Origin of the sequence: Parerythrobacter lutipelagi, assembly GCF_005434975.1 — a bacterium.
In the GTDB taxonomy this organism is placed as follows: Bacteria; Pseudomonadota; Alphaproteobacteria; order Sphingomonadales; family Sphingomonadaceae; genus Parerythrobacter_A; species Parerythrobacter_A lutipelagi.
This window is the reverse complement of the sequence record NZ_SKCJ01000001.1, coordinates 1,124,217-1,143,085: the sequence shown is the minus strand read 5'-3', so window position 1 is coordinate 1,143,085 and position 18,869 is coordinate 1,124,217. Positions and strand designations below refer to the sequence as shown.

The window sequence follows — 18,869 nt, the reverse complement described above, 5'->3', positions numbered from 1 at the left end:
ATCAGTCCTGGTTGTCCAGCAAGCTGCGAGCCTTGGCGCAATCCTTGTCCATCTGCTCCGTCAGCGCGTCGAGCGATTCGAATTTGGCTTCGGGGCGAAGGAAGTGGTGGAAGGCGACTTCGATCTCCTGCCCGTACAAATCGCCGGAGAAATCGAAGAAATACGGTTCGAGCAACTCCTTGGGCGGTTCGAATTGCGGGCGGATGCCAATGTTGGCCGCGCCTTTCAGCACTTGGCCCGTAGCCATGATGCGGCCCGTCACAGCGTAGATGCCGTATCTGGGGCGAAGATAACCTTCGATCGACAGGTTGGCGGTGGGATAGCCGATGGTGCGCCCGCGCTTGTCGCCATGTTCCACAATCCCGCGGATCGCGAACGGGCGGGTGAGCAGCCGCGCGGCTTCTTCCGGGTCGCCCTGACGCAGAGCCTCGCGAATGCGGCTGGAGGAGATGATTTCGTCGCTGTCGCCAACCGGTTCGACCACGCGCGAGGCCAGACCATGTTCGCCGCCCAGCGTCTGCAGCATCGCGACGTTGCCCTTCGCGCCTTGCCCGAAAGTGAAATCCCCGCCGGTCACGACGCCATGCGCCCCGAGACGCCTGATCAGGATGTCGGTGATGAAATCCTCCGCCGTGGTTCCGGCCAGTTCGCCATCGAAATGGAACACCAGCATCGCGGTCGCCCCGGCGGCGAGGTAGAGGTCCTGCCGCTGCTCGAGCGTGGTCAGGCGGAACGGCGGCACATCGGGCTTGAAGTAGCGCACCGGATGCGGATCGAAAGTTGCGACGATGCTCGGCCGTCCTGCCTCGCGCGCCCAGCGGATCGCTTCCCCGGCAACGGCCTGGTGGCCCTTGTGGAAGCCGTCGAAATTGCCCAGCGCCACCACTGCACCGCGCAGGCTTTCAGGCATCGCTTCGCGGTGGTCGAGCCACCTCATCGCGCGTCCTCGGCAATCGGCGGAGTAAGCGGCTCGAGGCCTGCGGAAAGCACCCGAATCGCGTTGCCGCCCATCGCCGCGCGAATCTCGTCTGCGCTGAAGCCTTCGTCGATCAGCGCCTGTGTCACCTGCGTCAGCTGGCTGGTGTCGAACCGCACGGTCACCGCGCCGTCATAATCGCTACCCAGCGCGACATGCTCGATGCCGACCAAGTCGCGAATATGCTTCATCGCTCTGGCTGCCGCGCGCGGATCGGTGCTGCAAATCGCACCTTCCCAATAGCCGACGCCGATGATCCCGCCGGTTCTGGCCACGCCGCGAATCTCATCATCGGTCAGGTTGCGGTTGACCTCGCAGGTCGCCTGCACTCCGCCGTGGCTGGAAACCACCGGGCGGCGTGCCATGGCGATGATGTCTGCCACGCATTGGTGGCTGCAATGCGCGATGTCGACCACCATGCCCATGTCCTCCATCCGCCGCACCGCTTCGCGCCCCTTGTCGGTCAGCCCGCCCTTTTCGAGGCCGTGCATCGACCCGGCGAGATCATTGTCGAAGAAATGCGTCAGCCCGGCCATGCGCATCCCGGCGGCATAGAGCACGTCGAGATTGTCCAGATCGCCTTCGAGGCTCTGCAGCCCCTCGGCGCTGAACATGGCGCCCACGCCGTTTCCCTTGATATTGCGCCGACCAATCAGCCCGTCGATATCCTGCGGCCTGCGGATCAACTTCACTGCGCTGGCCTTGCCCGCCGCGTCCTCCAGCTTTTGCGCATGATAGAGCGATCGTTCGAGCAGGCTGCTCCACGTCCGCACCGGCTGGAGCTGCCCGATTACCAGCGCGGTGATATTGTCGCTGTCCGCGCCATTGGCGTCGTAGTTCTGGTCTTTCGGTGTCTTGGTCACGCTGGAGAACACCTGCAGCGCGACATTGCCGTCTTCCAGCCGCGGCAAGTCGACATGGCCACGGTTGGCGCGGCCTGTCAGGTCGCGGTCCCACAGCAGCGTGTCCGAATGCAGATCGACGATGGTCAGCGTCTTGTGCAGTGCGCGGGCTTCGTCAGACACTTCGATCAGCGCCTGCCCGTCGATCTGGTTCATCGATTCTTCGGCCCAGCGCGGCGCGAACAGGAAAAACACGCCTGCCGCCGCGATCAGCAGCACCAGCAGGGCAAGTGCGATCCGCCGCTTCATTCCGCGCTCTGCGGATCGCGGCGGCGGTAGGTGACGAAGCTGAAAGCGGGCAAATCGCCTTCCGCAGCGTGATCTTCCCGCGCGACCACTTCCCATTCCGCACCGAGCGGCTTCATGAATGTATCGCCTTCGAATTCGGCGTGAATCTCTGTCACTTCGATCCGGTCGGCCCGCGCGCGAAACACGTCATAGACCGCTGCTCCACCGATTACTGCGATCTGCCGCCCTTCGTTGCCGTCGGTGGCCAGACCGATCGCCTGCTCGAGCGACCGCGCGATCTCGGCCCCGTTGCTATCCCAGGTTTCGCGCCGGGTCAGCACGATATGCCGCCGCTTGGGCAGGATCCCCGGCAGGCTCTCGAACGTCTTGCGGCCCATGATCATCGGCAGGCCTTCGCCGTCCGCGCCCATGGTGAGCGCTTTGAACCGCTTGAGGTCCGCCGGGATATGCCACGGCAATTGCCCGTCGCGCCCGATCGTCCCGTTCGCCGCGCGCGCGTAAATCAGGAAAATCGGACAGTTCATCCGCGCGATATCCGCGTGACATGACCCATCTTGCGGCCAGGCCGGGGTTTTGCCTTGCCGTAGAGATGCAGGTGCGCGGCTGGATCAGCCAGGCATCCATGCGCGGTCTTGGCGTCCTTGCCGATGATATTGGTCATTTCCACGGTGCTGGCGATGGTTGAGGTATCCCCCAGCGGCAGACCGCAAATTGCGCGAATGTGGTTTTCGAACTGGCTGGTGGCCGCGCCTTCGATCGTCCAGTGACCCGAATTGTGCACCCGGGGCGCCATTTCATTGAACACCGGGCCTTGCTTCGTGGCGAAGAACTCAAGCGTCAGAACGCCGACATAGCCCAGCGCATCGGCAATTTTCTTGGCGAGTGCACGTGCCTCCTCGACCTGCGATCCGATCAGTTCGCCCGCCGGCAGGGATGAGGTGTCGAGCACGCCGTCGGAGTGGACATTGCGTGATGAGTCCCAGAAGCGGATATCACCCTCGCGCGTGCGCACGAGAATGACGGAAAACTCAGCGTCAAACTCGACGAAACCTTCGTAGATGCAATCTTCGCCTTTGAAGCTCAATCCTTCGACATCCTGCCTGTCGCGCAGCCGCCATTGGCCCTTGCCGTCATATCCGTCGCGGCGGGTCTTGAGGATGCCGGGCAAACCGATGCGTTCGACCGCCTCGGTCAGGTCGCCCCGGATCGCCACCGGGACATAGGGTGCCGGACGCCCGCCAAGCTGCTCCACGAAACGCTTTTCATTGAGCCGGTCCTGCGCTGTTTCCAGCGCGCGCGGATGCGGGGCAAGCTGGCCGGCAATCGGTTCGAGCGGGCCGACCGGAACATTCTCGAATTCCCACGTGATGACGTCGCATTTTTGTGCGAAGGCCGCCATCGCCTGAGCGTCGTTCCACTTGTTGGTGAAGAAGTCGGCGCAGACTTCTTCGGCGACATTATCGCCCTGCGGCGCATAGCCGATACAGCGATAGCCCAGCTGCGCGGCGGCGATTGCCATCATCCGGCCCAACTGGCCGCCGCCGAGAATGCCGATGGTGCTCCCGGGCGCAATCATCAGGCGGGCCGTTCCGCAACCGCTTCGCTGCGCGCGGCGCGCCATGCGATCAGCCGCTCGCGCACACCCTCATCCGACAGGGCAAGGATGGCAGCGGCATAGAGCCCCGCATTGGTCGCGCCCGGCTCGCCAATGGCGAAGGTTGCGGTCGGTACCCCGGCGGGCATCTGGACGATCGACAGCAAACTGTCCTGACCCGACAGCGCTTTGGACTGCACCGGAACACCAAGCACCGGCAAATGCGTGAGCGCGGAGATCATGCCCGGCAGATGTGCCGCGCCGCCGGCGCCCGCTATGATTACGCGAATGCCCTCGGCCTCTGCGCCCTTGGCGAAATCGTACATCCGGTCGGGCGTGCGGTGGGCAGAAACGATGCGAACTTCGCTCTCCACGCCCAATTCTTTCAGCACCTCTGCGGCGCATTGCATGGTCGGCCAGTCCGACTGGCTCCCCATCACAATGGCGACTTTTGCGTCACCCGGATTTCCCCCCGCCATAGTCAGCTATCCTTGAGGTAGTAGCGTTCGCCCGGCGCCATCGCGTCGTCGAACTGGTAGACAATCGGCTGGCCGGTCGGGATTTCCAGCCCGGTGATATCGTCGTCCGATATGCCCGAGAGGTGTTTGACCAGCGCGCGCAGGCTGTTGCCATGCGCGGAAATGATCACTGTCTCGCCGCTCGCCAGAACCGGCAGGATTGCGCTTTCCCAATAGGGCAGGACCCGCTCTATTGTCAGCTTGAGGCTTTCCGTCGCGGGGATATCGATCCCGGCATAGCGCGGGTCGCCGCGCATGTCGTACTCGTGCCCTGCTTCCATCACCGGGGGCGGAACGTCGAAACTGCGGCGCCAGATATGGACCTGTTCGTCGCCGTGCCGGTCGCGGGTTTCCTGCTTGTCGAGCCCGGTGAGCCCGCCATAGTGCCGCTCGTTCAGCCGCCAGTCCTTGGTTTCCGGAATCCACAGCCGTCCCGCTTCTTCCAGCGCATAATGCAGCGTCTTGATCGCGCGTGTCTGCAGTGAAGTGAAGGCCGTGGTCGGCATCACGCCCTTGTCCTTCAGCAGCTGGCCGGCGGCTTTTGCCTCGGCCACGCCCTTCTCGGTCAGGTCGACATCCCACCATCCGGTGAAGCGGTTTTCGAGGTTCCACTGGCTCTGGCCGTGGCGAACAAGGATCAGGGTGGGCAAGAGATTGCTCCTCCGTGTGTCAGGAGCAAGCCGCGTTAGCTTTTCGCATCCTCTTTGGGAAGCCCGCTTTCGCGTGATTCGCTGCCGATCTCGCGGGCCTGGGCTTTCCGGCGACGCAGGTTCTCGCGCAGCTTGGCTGCGAGACGGTCTTCGCGAGACATTTTGTTGTCCGTATCTTCACTCATACGAAACGCCTTGCCGCTAATGCCGCGCTGCTTCAAGCTTGGCTTGACAACAGGGCCGCGCGCAACGATAGGCGCGCGTCTTGAACAGGCGCCGCGGTAGCTCAGTGGTAGAGCGCACCCTTGGTAAGGGTGAGGCCGAGAGTTCAATTCTCTCTCGTGGCACCATTTTCGTTTCCCTTTGTTTGACCCTCAAGCGCCGGGCGCACGCCATCCGGCGTGCCTGGCTTTCGCACCATAAGGCGCGGCGGCCGGCCGACCTCTGGCTGCCGGGATGTTGAGGTGAGGCTTGCGCCCCTGCGCCTCTTGAGGCAGCGCTCTCCTGCAAAGGGAGAGCGCATTTCATGGATTTCCAGCTTACCGAGCAGCAGCGCGAGCTGCAGGACGCCGCGCGCAAGTTTGCCCGGGCGGAACTGCCCGATCTTGCGCGCGAGATGGAAGCGAAGGACTTCTCCGTCCCGCGCGAGATGATGCGGCGATATGGCGAAATGGGCTTCCTCGGGGTGAACCTGCCGGAGGAATATGGCGGGCTGGGGCTCGGCCATCTCGAGGCGTTGCTGGTGCTCGAACAGTTCGCGATGATTTCCAACGCGGTCGCCTTTCCGATCTTCGAAGCGCTGGTCGGCCCGGTGCGCACAGTCGAAAAATTTGCGTCGGCGGAGCTCAAGGCGCAGATCATTCCGCAGGTTTGTGCCGGCGAAGCGACGGTCGCGGTTTCCATGTCGGAACCGGGCGCCGGGACAGCGCTGACCGATTTGACGACAGTCGCACGCGAAGATGGCGACCACTTCGTGCTCAACGGCTCGAAACGCTGGACCAGCGGAGCGGGACATGCGGAGTATTACGTCACCTATTGCCGCATGTCGCACGCGCCGGGCGCCAAGGGAATCGGCGCGGTGCTGGTGGCGAAGGAGATGGACGGAGTCAGCTTCGGCGCGCGCGAGGAACTGATGGGTTTTCGCGGGATCGAAACGCGCGACATCATGCTGGAAGATGTGCGTGTGCCCAAGGGCAACATCATCGTGCCTGCTGGGGGATTCGGACAGCTGATGAGCGCATTCGGGCTGGAGCGCTGCGGCAATGCGACGCAAAGCCTCGGGGTTGCGGCAGCAGCGCTGGAGCAGGCAGTGGCTTACACGCAGGAACGCGAAGCCTTCGGCAAGCCGATCGTCGATTTCCAGGCTGTCCAGTTGCAGCTCGCTGAAATGGCGATGAAGGTCGAGGCCGCGCGATTGCTGATCTGGCGCGCTGCGGCCAATGCCGCGCATGAGCCGAACGGCCTGCCCAGCGTGTTCGAATCGAGCGTCGCGAAATGCTATGCCAACGAGATCGTGCGCGAAGTGACCGCGGCCGGGCTGCAAGTGATGGGCGGCTATGGCTATCACAAGGAATACGGGATGGAGCAGCGCGTGCGCGATGGCTTTGCCTGGGGCATCGCAGGCGGCACAACCGATGTGCAGAAAACCAACATCGCTGCGGCCATGATCGGTCGGCGGTTCGATCAGCGGCGCTGATTTCGGTTGCCCGGCTCATCCGACGATTTAGACAGGGGCCCATGGAAGACCTGACCAAGCTCGATCCGCGTTTCGTGACTGTCACCCGGATCCGTACTGCGCTCGCGACATTGCCGCTCCTGATTGCAGCTTTCGCGCTCGAAGGGGCGGACATACTACCTTTCGGCGTCGTGCTGATCCCGGTGGTGCTGCTGGCGGCCTTCATCATCTTCCGGATCCCGCTGCGGCGCTATGCAGCGCGCGGCTATGCCATGAGCGACGACCGCTTGCGCGTGGTGCGCGGCCTGCTGTTCCATTCGGATACAGTGGTGCCGTTCGGACGGGTGCAGCATATCGATGTCGACCAGGGTCCGCTGGAACGCGCCTTCGGCCTGTCCAGCCTGACCGTGCACACCGCCGGTACGCATAACGCCTCCGTCAACCTGCCGGGCCTCGCAACGGAAGACGCGGCCGCCATGCGCGAGGAAATTCGCGCCCATATCAAGCGCGAGACGCTGTGAGCGAGCCTGCAGTTCCTCTCGGCGTTCCGCGCCAGACCGACATTCTGAGCGTCTTCGCGCGTGGCGCGGGAGGCGTTCAAAGCGCGCTTGTGCCGATGGCAGCGGTATTTTTCGGTTCGGGCTCAAGCACGGCGAGCTTCGGTATCGCGCTGACAATTGGGGCCGTGATCGTCGGCCTCATGACCTTGGTCGCATTTGTTCAGTGGCAGCGGCTGACATTCACAGTCGGCGAGCAAGATATCCGCGTCGAGAGCGGCGTGCTGTCGCGCGCCGCTCGCTCGGTACCTTACGAGAGGATTCAGGATGTCAGTCTTGAACAGGCGCTGATTCCCCGCTTGTTCGGATTGGTTTCGGTCAAATTCGAAACGGGTTCAGCCGGCAAGGATGAACTCGCTCTCGCTTATCTGTCGGAAGCTGAAGGCGAGGCGCTGCGCGAGTTGGTGCGCGCTCAGAAGGATGACTCCGAAGCCCCGCTATCGGTCGAACCGGGCGAGGGCGAAATCGATCAAACCGCGAAGGCGCAGCCGGGGGAACAGCTTTTCGCCATGGGGCCCAAACGGCTCTTCACTTTCGGACTGTTCGAATTCTCGCTGGCGGTGTTCGCGGTGCTGGCGGGTCTGGCGCAATATGCCGACAGCTTTATCGGCATCGAGTTGTGGGATGCCGATTTGTGGATGGAATGGCTCGCGGGACCGGGGGAATATGTCAGCCAGCTTGGGCCGATGGCGCAGGTCATCAGCGTGGCAGCCGGTCTGGTGTCGTTCTTCGTTGTCGGTTCCGTGACCGGTCTGGTCCGGACCTTCACCCGCGACTGGGGCTTTGTGCTTGACCGTACGGCCAAGGGCTTTCGCCGCAGGCGCGGCCTGTTCACGCGCACCGACGTGGTGATGCCGGCGCACCGTGTGCAGGCGCTGCAGATCGGCACGCGGATGATTCGCCGCCGGTTCGGCTGGCACGGGCTGAAATTCGTCAGCCTCGCACAGGATGCGGGCGGCTCCAGCCATGATGTCGCACCATTCGCGAAACTGGACGAACTGCGGCCGATCGTGCGGGCAGCGGGTTTCGCAATGCCTGAAGACACTCTCGACTGGCAGCGCAGCAGCAGAGCCTATCGCAATGTCGGCATGTGGATCGACGCGCTGATCCCGGCGCTGATCGGGATCGTCATCCTAGGCCTGGCGGCATTCAGCGGCATCGAGGAAATAGACGGGCGTTGGGGTTTCGCGCTCATTCCTTTCGCATTTGCGCTGTTCCTTGCGGTGCGGCAGGCCTTTTTGTGGCGTTATGCGCGCAACGCGATCGACGAAACACAGGTGTATCGCCGAACCGGCTGGCTCGCCCCTTCTACTGCGGTCGCGAACCGCGTGAAACTGCAGTCAGCGGAAATTTCGCAAGGCCCGATTGCCCGCTGGCGCGGCTATGCGACGTTGCACCTCGGGCTGGCGGGTGGCGCGTTCGCCATCGCCGGCTTGCCGCTCGATCGCGCGCATGAACTGCGCCGCGCCGTGCTCGACAGCATTTCGGCGAAGGATTTTTCCGAGCTTACGTGACCGATCTGGCCTGACCGACAAGACTGGACCGCTCAGGCGCGCAGATCCGCCCAGCCGGGGTTCTCCTCGAACTTCTTTTCGACATAGGAGCATTGCGGCACGATCCGGAAGCCCTCCTCGCGTGCGTCGGCAATCAGCGCATCGACCAGCTGCGCGGCGATACCCTGCCCGCCAATCGCCTGCGGGACGACCGTATGCGTGGCCACGCGGACATTCTCGCCGCGCGGCTCCCAGTCGAGCCGTCCGGTGTGCTCGCTGCCCGCGACTTGTGCGAGGTAGCGACCGCCCTCTCCGCGAGGGTGGTGGGTGATTGTGACGTCTGCCAATGCATTTCTCCTTCTTGCGCTCAACGCCGCGCTGCGTCAGGGCGTTCCGCGATGAGCCGCAGCAAGCAATTCCTGTCCGACAACGCCGCCAGCGTCCACCCGCAGTTGTGGGAAGCGATGCGCGCCGTGGATGAAGCCGACGCACCCTATGACGGCGATGCGCTGTCGCAGGAAATGGACGCGCGCTTTGGCGCATTGTTCGGGCGGGAATGTGCAGCGCTATGGGTGGCAACCGGCACGGCGGCCAATTGCCTCGCGCTGGCCACGCTGTGCGATCCGCATGGCGGGGTCGTGTGTCACCGCGAAGCGCATATCGAGATGGACGAGGCGGGCGCGCCGGGGTTTTACCTCCACGGCGCCAAGCTGATGCTGGCCGGCGGGGCGGGCGCGAAGCTGACGCCAGATACCATCTGCGCGGAAATCGACCCGATTCGCGATGATGTGCATCAGGTCCAGCCGCATGCCATTTCCGTCACGCAGGCGAGTGAATACGGGCGCTGCTATCGGCCCGAAGAATTGCTGGCCATCGGCAATCTCGCGCAGGCTCGCGGGCTTGGACTGCATGTTGACGGTGCGCGCTTCGGCAATGCCGTTGCCTTCCTCGGCTGCTCGCCCGCCGAAGCGGTTGGCCCGGCGCAGGCGCTGAGCTTCGGCTTCGTCAAAAACGGCGGAATGAGCGCGGAGGCGATTGTGTTCTTCGACCCCCGACTGGCCGATATCGCGCGGTATCGCCGCAAACGGGCCGGGCACTTGCAAAGCAAAGGCCGCTATCTTGCGGCTCAGGTGCTGGCGATGCTCGAAGGTGACCTGTGGCTCGAGAATGCGCGCGCGGCGAATGCGGCAGCGGCGGAGATCGCCTCTTCTTGCGGCGACCGGCTGATGCATCCGGTGGAGGCCAACGAATTGTTCGTGCGCTGCACGATTGCAGAAAGAGAGGCGCTGCGGGCGCAGGGCTTCGGTTTCTATGACTGGGGCGCAGACGCTGCGCGCTTCGTTACCGCCTGGAACAGCGATCCTGCCGCAGCCAGCGAACTGGCGAAAGCTGTCGCATCGCTATGAGCTCAGCGCAAAGCGGGCAAACCGGAACGGCCAGCCTGCTCGAACCCAGAAACTTCGGATCGTTCCTGCTGGTCAGTCTGATCTGGGGCGGAACATGGCTGGTCATTCGCGACCAGCTTTCCTCGGTCCCCGCGCAATGGTCGATCACTTACCGTTTTGCCGTCGCAGCTCTCGGCATGTTCGCGCTGGTCGCAATACGGCGCGAGCCATTGACCGTTCCGCGATCGGGCTGGGGTTGGGTCGCCTTGCTCGGGCTGCTCCAGTTCGTGCTCAATTTCACCTTCGTCTACAACGCAGAGCTGTTCATCACGTCCGGCCTCGTGGCAGTGATGTTCGCTCTGCTGATGGTTCCGAATGCGATTTTCGGGAAGCTCTTGCTTGGTCAGCCGATCCGGCGTGAATTCGTGATCGGAACCGGTATCGCCGCGCTCGGCATCGCTTTGCTCTTCGCACATGAATACCGCGCCTCGCCCGCAACGCTGGAGGATGTGCTGCTCGGGGTGGTGCTGACCTGTGGCGGCATCCTCGCCGCGTCGGGCGCCAATATCGTGCAAGCGATGGACGGCGCCAAGAAGCTGCCTTTTCTTACGCTGCTCGCCTGGGCGATGGCCTTCGGCGTGGTCGTGAACTGCGCGATGGCGTGGATTTCCAGCGGCCCGCCGGTGTTCGACCCGCGTCCCGAATATGCCGCAGGGGTCGTTTATCTCGGCCTGCTCGGATCGGTTTGCACCTTCCCGCTCTATTACCGGCTGGTGCGCGAAGTCGGCGCCGGAACAGCGGCCTATTCCAGCGTTCTGGTGCCGGTTGTCGCCATGGTGCTTTCGACCCTGTTCGAAGGGTTCGCATGGGGGCCGCTTTCCGTCGCGGGTGCAGTGCTGGCAATGGCCGGGCTGCTGGTGGCGATGCGCGGTCGTTCTGCTCCGCCGCGGCGCGCTACGCCTGAACCTTGAAGTCTGCCACAATCGCACGCAGCCCTTCGCGATAGGTCGGATAGCGCGGCACCCAGCCAAGCACGCGTTTCGCCTTGCCCTTCGCGACGCGGCGATTCTCCGCGTAGAATCCCCGCGCCATGGGTGACAGGTCCGCTTCGTCCATTGTCTGCAATGGCGGCGGTTCAACGCCCAGCAAGCGGCACGCTTCTTCCGTTACGGCATTGCTGCTGGCGGGCAAATCATCACCAAGATTGTACGCCCCTGCCGCCGCGACGGTGTCGATGGCGGCCAGTACGCCGGACACGATATCGTCAACATGCACGCGGCTGAACACTTGCCCCGGCAGGTCGATCCGGTTCGCTTTTCCATCGCGCACGCGGTCCAGGGCCGAGCGGTCCGGTCCATAGATGCCCGGCAGACGGAAGACGCGCGCGCCGCATTCCACCCAGCGATCGTCGCATGCCGCGCGCGCTGTGCGGCGTCCGGTGCCGGTCGGGGCGCTTTCATCGACCCACGCCCCGCCCGTATCGCCGTAAACGCCGGTCGAGGAGAGGTAGCCGAGCCAGCTGTGAGTCAACGCATCGCCATATCGGTCCAGCACGGGATCGCTGTTGTCGGCGGGCGGTACGGACGACAGGACGTGGGTCGCCTCGGACAGCGCCGCCATTACCGCGTCCGGATCAGCGAAATCGACATTGCCCGCGCTGCCTGTTGCATCGACGTGCCACGACCGCTTTCGCAGCGCTTCGGCGATGCGGCTGGCGGTGTATCCCAATCCGAAAATGAACATCCTTGCCATTGCTGCGTTGTAGCGGTTGGAGAGCATCAGGAAAGAGAGTAACGCGCAGCCCATGGATATAGCCCGCAACCCCGCCGTCCCGAACGAAAACATCCAGCTGGCCGATGCGCCGCCTGAACCGAAGCGACCGCCGCTGATCCGGCGCGAGGATTACCAGCCGTTCGCGTGGCTGGTGCCGCAAACCGCGATCGATTTCACGCTCGGCCTCGAATCGACGCGAATTGCCGCGAAGCTCAGTGTCGAGCGCAATCCGGATGCCGATCGGGCAGAGGATATCCGCCTCAACGGTGACGGTCTCAAGCCCGTTTCGGTGGCCCGCGATGGTGAGCCGGTCGACGACTGGACGATGGTGGGCGACGATCTGATCGTAAAACTGCCGGGCGATGCGCACCAACTGGAAATCGTCACGCAGATCGACCCGTCGGCCAATTCGCAGCTGATGGGTCTTTATGCCTCCAACGGCATGCTGTGCACTCAGTGCGAGGCGGAGGGCTTCCGCCGCATTACGTTCTTCCCGGATCGGCCCGATGTGCTGAGCACCTATACGGTGCGAATGAGCGGGCCGAAGTCGCAATTCCCGATCCTGCTGTGCAACGGCAACAAGGTGGCTCAAGGAGAAGGTGCAGACGGCACGCATTGGGCAGAGTGGCACGATCCCTGGCCCAAACCGAGCTATCTGTTCGCGCTGGTCGCAGGGGATCTGGTTGCCAACAGCGATACTTTCACCACCATGTCTGGCCGCGAGGTCGAGCTCAACGTCTGGGTGCGCGGTGACGATCTGGCGCGCACCGACCATGCGCTCGAATCGCTCAGGAAAAGCATGAAATGGGACGAGGACGTGTTCGGCCGCGAATATGACCTCGACCTGTTCAACATCGTCGCAGTGAGCGATTTCAACATGGGGGCGATGGAGAACAAGGGGCTCAACGTCTTCAACACGAAATACGTACTGGCCGATCCCGACACTGCGACCGACGCCGATTTCGACGCGATCGAAGGCGTGATCGCGCATGAATATTTCCACAACTGGTCGGGCAATCGGATCACCTGTCGCGACTGGTTCCAGCTGAGCCTGAAGGAAGGTTTCACCGTGCTGCGCGACCAGCTGTTCAGCCAGGACATGCAGGGTGAGGCAGTGAAGCGGATCGAGGATGTGCGCATCCTGCGCTCGGCCCAGTTCCCCGAAGACAGCGGCCCGCTGGCCCATCCGATCCGGCCCGACAGCTTCCGCGAAATATCCAATTTCTACACCGCCACCGTCTACAACAAAGGGGCCGAAGTGATCCGCATGATGCGGACCATGGCCGGGCCGGAGAGATTCCGCGCCGGGACCGATCTCTATTTCGACCGCCACGACGGCGAAGCGGCGACCTGCGAAGATTTCATCTCGGCAATGGAAGAGGGTGCGGGGCTGGACCTTGCGCAATTCCGCTTGTGGTATTCGCAGGCCGGGACGCCCAAGGTCGAAGCTTCGCTGCTGCATTCGGGCGACACGACCTTGCTGACACTCACGCAGGCTGTGCCTGAAACGCCCGGGCAGCCGGACAAGAAGCCCATGCCGATCCCGCTCAAGATCGCCTTGTTCGACAGGGACACGGGCGAGCACGGCGGCGAACAATTGCTCATTCTGGATCAGGTGCAAAAAGGGTTTAACTTCAAGGGTTTCGACAAACCGCCGATCCTGTCGATCAATCGCGGGTTTTCCGCGCCGGTGACAATCGAACGCAGCGTCCGGCACGAGGACCTCGTGTTCCTTGCCGCCCGCGATGATGACAGTTTTGCGCGATACGAGGCGATGCAGGAACTGGTCGTGTCGCATATCGTCGCCGCCGCGGGTGATGGGCTGGACGATGCCGCGCGCGATGCAGGACGCAAGGCCATCGGACAGGCGCTCGGGGCCATTCTGACCGACGAAAGCATCGATGATCTGATGCGCGGTGAATTGATGATGCTGCCCAGTCAGACCTATCTGATGGAACAGATGCTGGTCGCCGACCCGGGGCGCCTCCACACCGAGCGCGAAGGGCTCAAGGCATGGCTCGGGATGCAATTGCGTGATGAATTTCACGCGCTGTACGAGCGTGTCGAGCAAGTGCCCTACGCCGGAGAGGGCGCACGCGGTGCGCGCAAGGTCAAGACGCAGGTGCTGGTCTACGCCGCCGCGAGCGATCCCGAGAAGGCTTCGCAGCTTGCCGCGCACCAGTATGCCGGGGCGGACAATATGACTGACCGGCAGGGTGCGCTAATGGTGCTTGCCGGGCTCGGTACCGCTGCGCGGACCGACAAGCTGATCGACTTCTATCGCCGCTACAAGGGCAACGATCTGGTCATCGACAAGTGGTTTACCCTGCAGGCGATCTCGCTCCACCCCAACGCCATCGAGCATGTGAAGGCACTTGCCGAACATCCCGACTTCACCATGCGCAACCCCAACCGGGTGCGTTCGCTCTATATGGCCTTTGCCGGCAATCCGCATGGCTTCCATCTGGAAAGCGGCGAAGGCTACCGGATGATTGCGGACGTTATTCTCGCACTCGACCCGATCAATGCGCAGACTGCGGCGCGTTTCGTTCCGGCGCTCGGGCGCTGGCGGCGGATCGAACCGGTCCGTGCGGCGCTGATGCGGCAGGAGCTCGAGCGGATTGCGGCGGCAGACAATCTGTCGCGCGATACCTTTGAGCAAGTGACCCGCTCCCTTGGCTGAAGCGGTTGTCGCCGAAGCCCTGCGGGGTATCCCGCACGGGTTCATGACCAGATCGGGCGGCGTGTCACAGGGCGAGGTTGCCGGCCTGCAATGCGGGTTCGGTGCGGGCGACGACGATGCGGATGTGCGTGCGAACCGCCGGATCGTGAGCGAGACGGTCTTGCCCGGAGCCCGCCTCGTCACGCCTTATCAGGTGCATTCGGCGAAGGCGGCAATCGTGACCGAAACCTGGGCATGGGAGAACCGGCCGCAGGTCGACGCGGTGGTGACCGACCGCCCGGGCCTGCTGCTGGGTATCGTAACGGCAGATTGCGCGCCGGTGCTGCTGGCTGACCGGGCAGCGGGGGTTGTCGCCGCCGCACACGCCGGATGGCGCGGGGCGCACGAAGGGGTAATCGAAGCGACGGTTGACGCGATGACATCGATTGGCGCCGACCGATCGCGAATTGCTGCTGCCATCGGTCCGTGCATCGCGCAGGCAAGTTATGAAGTCGGCGAAGATTTCCGGAAGAATTTCTCGATGGCCGATGATGCCGGCTTCTTCGAATCCGGTCGCGAAGGTCACTGGCAGTTCGATCTGGCGGGATATGTCGGTAAACTTCTGCGTCAATCCGGAGTGTCGCAGCCGGAAAGTGTCGCTGACGATACCTATAGTGCGACGCGCGCGGACGATGGATCGTTCCGCTATTATTCCTATCGCCGGGCGACCCATCGCGGCGAGGCGAATTACGGTCGTCAGCTCAGCGTCATCGGGCTCGCGGGTCCGCTGGCCAGCTGAAAGGTTGCGCTTCAGCGAACAAGTCGTGCCAAAAAGGCAGTTGGCACATGGCGCATTCCCGTCTATCAGCGCGCCCAAACCGGCACCGGATAGGCCGAGACAGGGGCGTTCCCATTCGGGGACCAAACTTCCACACTGGCTGACCGGAACCGGACAACTGGAACCTTCCCGCGCATCCGCGCGGATTTGCTGCAAGGCTAGGCAGGATCGATGGCTGAAACGACTGGCACGGCGACACCGGACACGGTGGTACAAGATGCAAGCGACGACGGTGTTCGTCGCCGCGATTTCATTAACGTCGCTGCTGTGAGCGCAGCCGGCATCGGCGGCCTTGCGGTAATTTATCCGTTCGTCAGCCAGATGGCACCATCGGCTGACGTGCTCGCTGAAAGCACGACTGAAGTCGATATCTCGGCCATCGAGCAGGGTCAGGCAATCAAGGCGGTATTCCGCAAGCAGCCACTGTTCGTGCGCCGCCTTACGCCGCAGGAAATCAAAGAGGCAAACGACGTCCCTGTCGCGTCATTGCGTGATCCGCAGACGCTGGCAGAGCGGACCAAAGAGGGCCACGAAGACATTCTGGTCACTATGGGCGTTTGCACCCACCTCGGCTGTGTGCCGCTCGGCGCGGCAGACGGCGAGACACGCGGTGAGTTCGGCGGCTATTTCTGCCCGTGCCACGGCTCGGTGTTCGACACTGCCGCCCGCATCCGCAAGGGCCCGGCACCGACGAACCTCGAGATTCCGGACTATGAATTCACTTCCGACACCGTGATTGTCGTCGGTCAGAGCTAAGAGAAACGATTATGAGCTTTCCCTGGGCCAGCCAGTACGAACCGCAGAACCCCCTGATGAAGTGGGTCGACGAGAAGCTGCCTTTGCCGCGCCTCGTCTACAACGCCGTCGGTGCCGGGTATCCGGTTCCGCGCAACCTCAACTACATGTACAACTTCGGCGTTCTCGCCGGGTTCTGCCTGGTGTTGCAGATCATCACCGGGGTCATCCTCGCGATGCATTACGCGCCGAATGCGCTGGTCGCATTCAGCTCGACCGAGCACATCATGCGCGACGTCAACTGGGGCTGGTTGCTGCGATACATGCACGCCAACGGGGCAAGCTTCTTCTTCCTCGTGCTCTACATGCACATCTTCCGCGGCTTCTATTACGGGTCCTACAAGGCCCCGCGCGAGATGATCTGGTTGCTCGGCGTGGTGATCTTCCTGCTGTGCATGGCGACCGCTTTCATGGGCTATGTCCTGCCATGGGGCCAGATGAGCTTCTGGGGCGCCAAGGTCATCACCGGCCTGTTCGGTGCGATCCCGCTGGTCGGTGAACCGCTGCAGATCTGGTTGCTCGGCGGCTATGCGCCGGACAACGCTGCGCTCAACCGTTTCTTCTCGCTCCACTTCCTGCTGCCGTTCGTCATTGCGGGTGTTGTGATCCTGCACATCTGGGCGCTGCACATTCCGGGTTCGACCAATCCGACCGGTATCGAGGTCAAGAAGGAAAGCGACACGCTGCCGTTCCATCCGTACTATACGGCGAAGGACGGCTTCGGACTGGGCGTGTTCCTGATCCTTTACTGCCTGTTCGTGTTCTTCATGCCGAATGCACTCGGCCACCCGGACAATTACATCGAAGCGAACCCGCTTTCGACACCGGCGCTGATCGTCCCCGAATGGTATTTCTACCCGTTCTACGCGATCCTGCGCGCCTTCACCTTCGACTTCATCCTGCCGGCCAAGCTGTGGGGCGTGCTCGCGATGTTCGCGTCGATCCTGCTGTGGTTCTTCCTGCCGTGGCTGGACAAGTCGCCGGTGCGCTCGTCGCGCTACCGCCCGCTCTATCGCAAGTTCTTCTGGGTCCTGATGGCCGACCTCGCGCTGCTGTTCTATCTTGGCGGTGCGCACGCTGAAGAACCCTACATCATGCTCAGCCAGCTCGCGACGGCGTATTACTTCCTGCACTTCCTGGTGATTGTACCGATCGTATCCTCGATCGAGCGGCCTGCGCCGCTGCCCTATTCGATCACTGAAGCAGTGCTGGGCAAGGATGACGATGCCACGCTGGACGCCCAAGCGGCGGCCAAGGCCTGAGGACGAAGGAAAGCTAACGACATGATCCGTCTGTTTGGAATTCTCACCGGCCTCGTCTTCGCAGGCGTTGCGCTAATCTCGTTCGTCGCCGGGTTCATTGCCTGGGCGTCCGAAGAGCATGTGGAAACGGCAGAGTACGTTTTTCACAAGGCCCCTGAAGACGTGGCTTTCTCGTTCGACGGTCCACTCGGCAAATGGGACAACGTGCAGCTTCAGCGCGGCTACAAGGTCTACAAGGAAGTCTGCGCAGCCTGCCACAGTCTGAAATTCGTGGCGTTCCGCGACCTTCAGGCAATCGGCTACAGCGAAGCGCAGGTCAAAGTCCTTGCTGCCGAATGGCAGGTCCCGGAATACAATGCCTCGACCGGTGAAGTCGAAACCGAAGCCGGCCTGCCGACCGACAACTTCCCGCCGGTGCCGTATTTCGGCCAGGGCAACCCGCCGGACCTGTCGCTGATCACCAAGGCGCGTCACGATGGCACGAACTACGTCCATGCGCTGCTGACCGGCTATGCTGATGCGGCAACCTACAAAAACGACGAAGGCGTGAGCCTGAAGGAAGAGTTTCCGGATTTCGAAACCCCTCCGGGCGCGTACTTCAATCCGTATTTCCCGAACCTCAACCTTTCCATGGCCGCGCCGCTGACAGCTGCTGGTCAGGTGACCTATGATGATGGCACCGAAGCCACGGTCGATCAGATGTCGCAGGACGTCGCAGCATTCCTTGCGTGGACGGCGGAGCCGAAGATGCAGGAACGCAAGAAGACCGGCTGGTGGTTCATCGGCTTCCTGTTCTTTGCCACGATCCTTGCCTATCTTGCTTACAAGAACATCTGGGCCGGGGTGAAGCCGAAGAAGTCGGAAGCCGACTGATCCGCACCTCGTATCCACTCTTCAAACGCCTCTCGCATCGCCATGATGCCGGAGGCGTTTTCATTGGTGCGGCTGCGCTTCACCTGATCAACGGCGGGTCGCAATCGTGACCAGAGACGAGCTCAAGGCGCTGGTCCGCACTGTGCCCGATTTTCCCGAACCGGGCATCCAGTTCCGCGACATTACCACTCTGATCGGTCACGGGGCAGGCTTGTCTGCCGCGATCGGCTTCATGGCCGAGCATGTGCGCGCCGCCGACGCGTCGGCGATTGCGGGGATGGAAGCGAGAGGATTTATCTTCGGTGCCGCCGTTGCGGTTGATCTCAGCCTAGGCTTCGTTCCCGTGCGCAAGCCGGGCAAACTTCCGGTCGCAACGCTCGGTGTCGACTATGCGCTGGAATACGGGACGGATCGGCTTGAGATTGACCCGGGCGCGATTGGCAAGGGCAAGAGAGTGGTCATCGTCGATGACCTGATCGCCACCGGCGGGACTGCGCTGGCCACTGTCGAGCTGCTCCGCAATGCCGGTGCCATCGTCGACCGGGCAGTGTTTGCAATTGACCTGCCCGATCTGGACGGTGCCGCCAAACTGCGCCAAGCAGGGGTCGAAGTTGACGCGCTGATGGCGTTCGACGGCGACTGAGTCAGCGGTGACGGGAAAGAATTT

General features: G+C 62.9%; 20 protein-coding genes and 1 tRNA gene. 12 read left to right on the top strand and 9 right to left on the bottom strand.

The window, feature by feature from the left end; all coding sequences use genetic code 11:
* Position 1 precedes the first annotated feature (1 nt).
* Genes E0502_RS05720 through E0502_RS15055 form a run of 7 tightly spaced genes read right to left on the bottom strand, consistent with a single transcriptional unit; the run spans position 2 to position 5,074 of the window.
* Entirely contained in the window at positions 2 to 937 is a 936-nt protein-coding gene (locus tag E0502_RS05720) for a bifunctional riboflavin kinase/FAD synthetase (protein ID WP_137676947.1), read from the bottom strand.
* Positions 934 to 2,127 (bottom strand): dipeptidase, encoded by a 1,194-nt coding sequence (locus E0502_RS05715; RefSeq protein ID WP_137676946.1) that lies wholly within the window; start codon positions 2,125 to 2,127, stop codon positions 934 to 936. The genes E0502_RS05720 and E0502_RS05715 overlap by 4 nt, the downstream gene beginning before the upstream one ends.
* Entirely contained in the window at positions 2,124 to 2,651 is a 528-nt protein-coding gene (locus E0502_RS05710; RefSeq protein ID WP_137676945.1) for a dihydrofolate reductase, read from the bottom strand. Before E0502_RS05710 ends, E0502_RS05715 begins: the two co-directional genes overlap by 4 nt.
* A complete protein-coding gene (locus tag E0502_RS05705; RefSeq protein ID WP_137676944.1) occupies positions 2,648 to 3,703 on the bottom strand; it encodes a 5-(carboxyamino)imidazole ribonucleotide synthase in 1,056 nt (351 codons plus the stop codon). Before E0502_RS05705 ends, E0502_RS05710 begins: the two co-directional genes overlap by 4 nt.
* The gene (gene purE / locus E0502_RS05700) at positions 3,703 to 4,200 is read right to left on the bottom strand and encodes a 5-(carboxyamino)imidazole ribonucleotide mutase (RefSeq protein WP_192895925.1); all 498 of its coding nucleotides are present in this window, start codon (positions 4,198 to 4,200) and stop codon (positions 3,703 to 3,705) included. Before purE ends, E0502_RS05705 begins: the two co-directional genes overlap by 1 nt.
* Positions 4,201 to 4,202: 2 nt before the next feature.
* Positions 4,203 to 4,889, bottom strand: coding sequence for a 2,3-diphosphoglycerate-dependent phosphoglycerate mutase (gene gpmA, locus E0502_RS05695; protein ID WP_137676943.1), 687 nt, complete (start codon positions 4,887 to 4,889; stop codon positions 4,203 to 4,205).
* Between the two features lie 35 nt (positions 4,890 to 4,924).
* On the bottom strand, positions 4,925 to 5,074 hold the full coding sequence (locus E0502_RS15055; RefSeq protein WP_161593709.1) for a hypothetical protein: 150 nt from the start codon (positions 5,072 to 5,074) through the stop codon (positions 4,925 to 4,927).
* A 90-nt stretch (positions 5,075 to 5,164) separates the two neighbouring features.
* On the opposite strand from E0502_RS15055, the gene E0502_RS05690 reads away from it, so the two are divergent.
* The 4 genes from E0502_RS05690 to E0502_RS05675 all read left to right on the top strand — a co-directional run bounded on the left by E0502_RS05690 (position 5,165) and on the right by E0502_RS05675 (position 8,635).
* Positions 5,165 to 5,239 (top strand) — tRNA-Thr (locus E0502_RS05690).
* 176 nt (positions 5,240 to 5,415) lie between these two features.
* A complete protein-coding gene (locus tag E0502_RS05685; RefSeq protein WP_137676942.1) occupies positions 5,416 to 6,585 on the top strand; it encodes an acyl-CoA dehydrogenase family protein in 1,170 nt (389 codons plus the stop codon).
* Positions 6,586 to 6,626: 41 nt separating this feature from the next.
* On the top strand, positions 6,627 to 7,085 hold the full coding sequence (locus tag E0502_RS05680; protein WP_137676941.1) for a PH domain-containing protein: 459 nt from the start codon (positions 6,627 to 6,629) through the stop codon (positions 7,083 to 7,085).
* Entirely contained in the window at positions 7,082 to 8,635 is a 1,554-nt protein-coding gene (locus E0502_RS05675) for a PH domain-containing protein (protein WP_240048879.1), read from the top strand. The genes E0502_RS05680 and E0502_RS05675 overlap by 4 nt, the downstream gene beginning before the upstream one ends.
* Before the next feature lie 32 nt (positions 8,636 to 8,667).
* Here the strand turns inward: E0502_RS05675 and E0502_RS05670 are convergent, their stop codons facing one another.
* Complete coding sequence (locus tag E0502_RS05670) at positions 8,668 to 8,961, bottom strand: GNAT family N-acetyltransferase (RefSeq protein ID WP_137676940.1); 294 nt, start codon at positions 8,959 to 8,961, stop codon at positions 8,668 to 8,670.
* Positions 8,962 to 9,012: 51 nt separating this feature from the next.
* On the opposite strand from E0502_RS05670, the gene E0502_RS05665 reads away from it, so the two are divergent.
* Together E0502_RS05665 and E0502_RS05660 are read left to right on the top strand one after the other, a co-directional pair.
* Entirely contained in the window at positions 9,013 to 10,020 is a 1,008-nt protein-coding gene (locus E0502_RS05665; RefSeq protein WP_137676939.1) for a threonine aldolase family protein, read from the top strand.
* Positions 10,017 to 10,970, top strand: a complete 954-nt coding sequence (locus tag E0502_RS05660; RefSeq protein WP_137676938.1) for a DMT family transporter — start codon at positions 10,017 to 10,019, stop codon at positions 10,968 to 10,970. The genes E0502_RS05665 and E0502_RS05660 overlap by 4 nt, the downstream gene beginning before the upstream one ends.
* Here the strand turns inward: E0502_RS05660 and E0502_RS05655 are convergent.
* The gene (locus E0502_RS05655; RefSeq protein ID WP_137677551.1) at positions 10,954 to 11,751 is read right to left on the bottom strand and encodes a Rossmann-fold NAD(P)-binding domain-containing protein; all 798 of its coding nucleotides are present in this window, start codon (positions 11,749 to 11,751) and stop codon (positions 10,954 to 10,956) included. The genes E0502_RS05660 and E0502_RS05655 overlap by 17 nt on opposite strands.
* Positions 11,752 to 11,803: 52 nt before the next feature.
* Between E0502_RS05655 and pepN the strand changes: the two genes are divergently transcribed.
* The 6 genes from pepN (at position 11,804) to E0502_RS05625 (ending at position 18,845) form a co-directional block, all read left to right on the top strand.
* The gene (gene pepN / locus E0502_RS05650; protein ID WP_137676937.1) at positions 11,804 to 14,455 is read left to right on the top strand and encodes an aminopeptidase N; all 2,652 of its coding nucleotides are present in this window, start codon (positions 11,804 to 11,806) and stop codon (positions 14,453 to 14,455) included.
* Positions 14,456 to 14,498: 43 nt separating this feature from the next.
* A complete protein-coding gene (pgeF, locus tag E0502_RS05645; RefSeq protein ID WP_137676936.1) occupies positions 14,499 to 15,233 on the top strand; it encodes a peptidoglycan editing factor PgeF in 735 nt (244 codons plus the stop codon).
* A gap of 210 nt (positions 15,234 to 15,443) precedes the next feature.
* On the top strand, positions 15,444 to 16,028 hold the full coding sequence (petA, locus tag E0502_RS05640; RefSeq protein WP_137676935.1) for a ubiquinol-cytochrome c reductase iron-sulfur subunit: 585 nt from the start codon (positions 15,444 to 15,446) through the stop codon (positions 16,026 to 16,028).
* 11 nt (positions 16,029 to 16,039) lie between these two features.
* The gene (locus E0502_RS05635) at positions 16,040 to 17,329 is read left to right on the top strand and encodes a cytochrome b (RefSeq protein WP_137676934.1); all 1,290 of its coding nucleotides are present in this window, start codon (positions 16,040 to 16,042) and stop codon (positions 17,327 to 17,329) included.
* 21 nt (positions 17,330 to 17,350) lie between these two features.
* The gene (locus E0502_RS05630; RefSeq protein WP_137676933.1) at positions 17,351 to 18,202 is read left to right on the top strand and encodes a cytochrome c1; all 852 of its coding nucleotides are present in this window, start codon (positions 17,351 to 17,353) and stop codon (positions 18,200 to 18,202) included.
* 106 nt (positions 18,203 to 18,308) lie between these two features.
* Positions 18,309 to 18,845 (top strand): adenine phosphoribosyltransferase, encoded by a 537-nt coding sequence (locus E0502_RS05625; protein WP_137676932.1) that lies wholly within the window; start codon positions 18,309 to 18,311, stop codon positions 18,843 to 18,845.
* Positions 18,846 to 18,869: the final 24 nt, after the last annotated feature.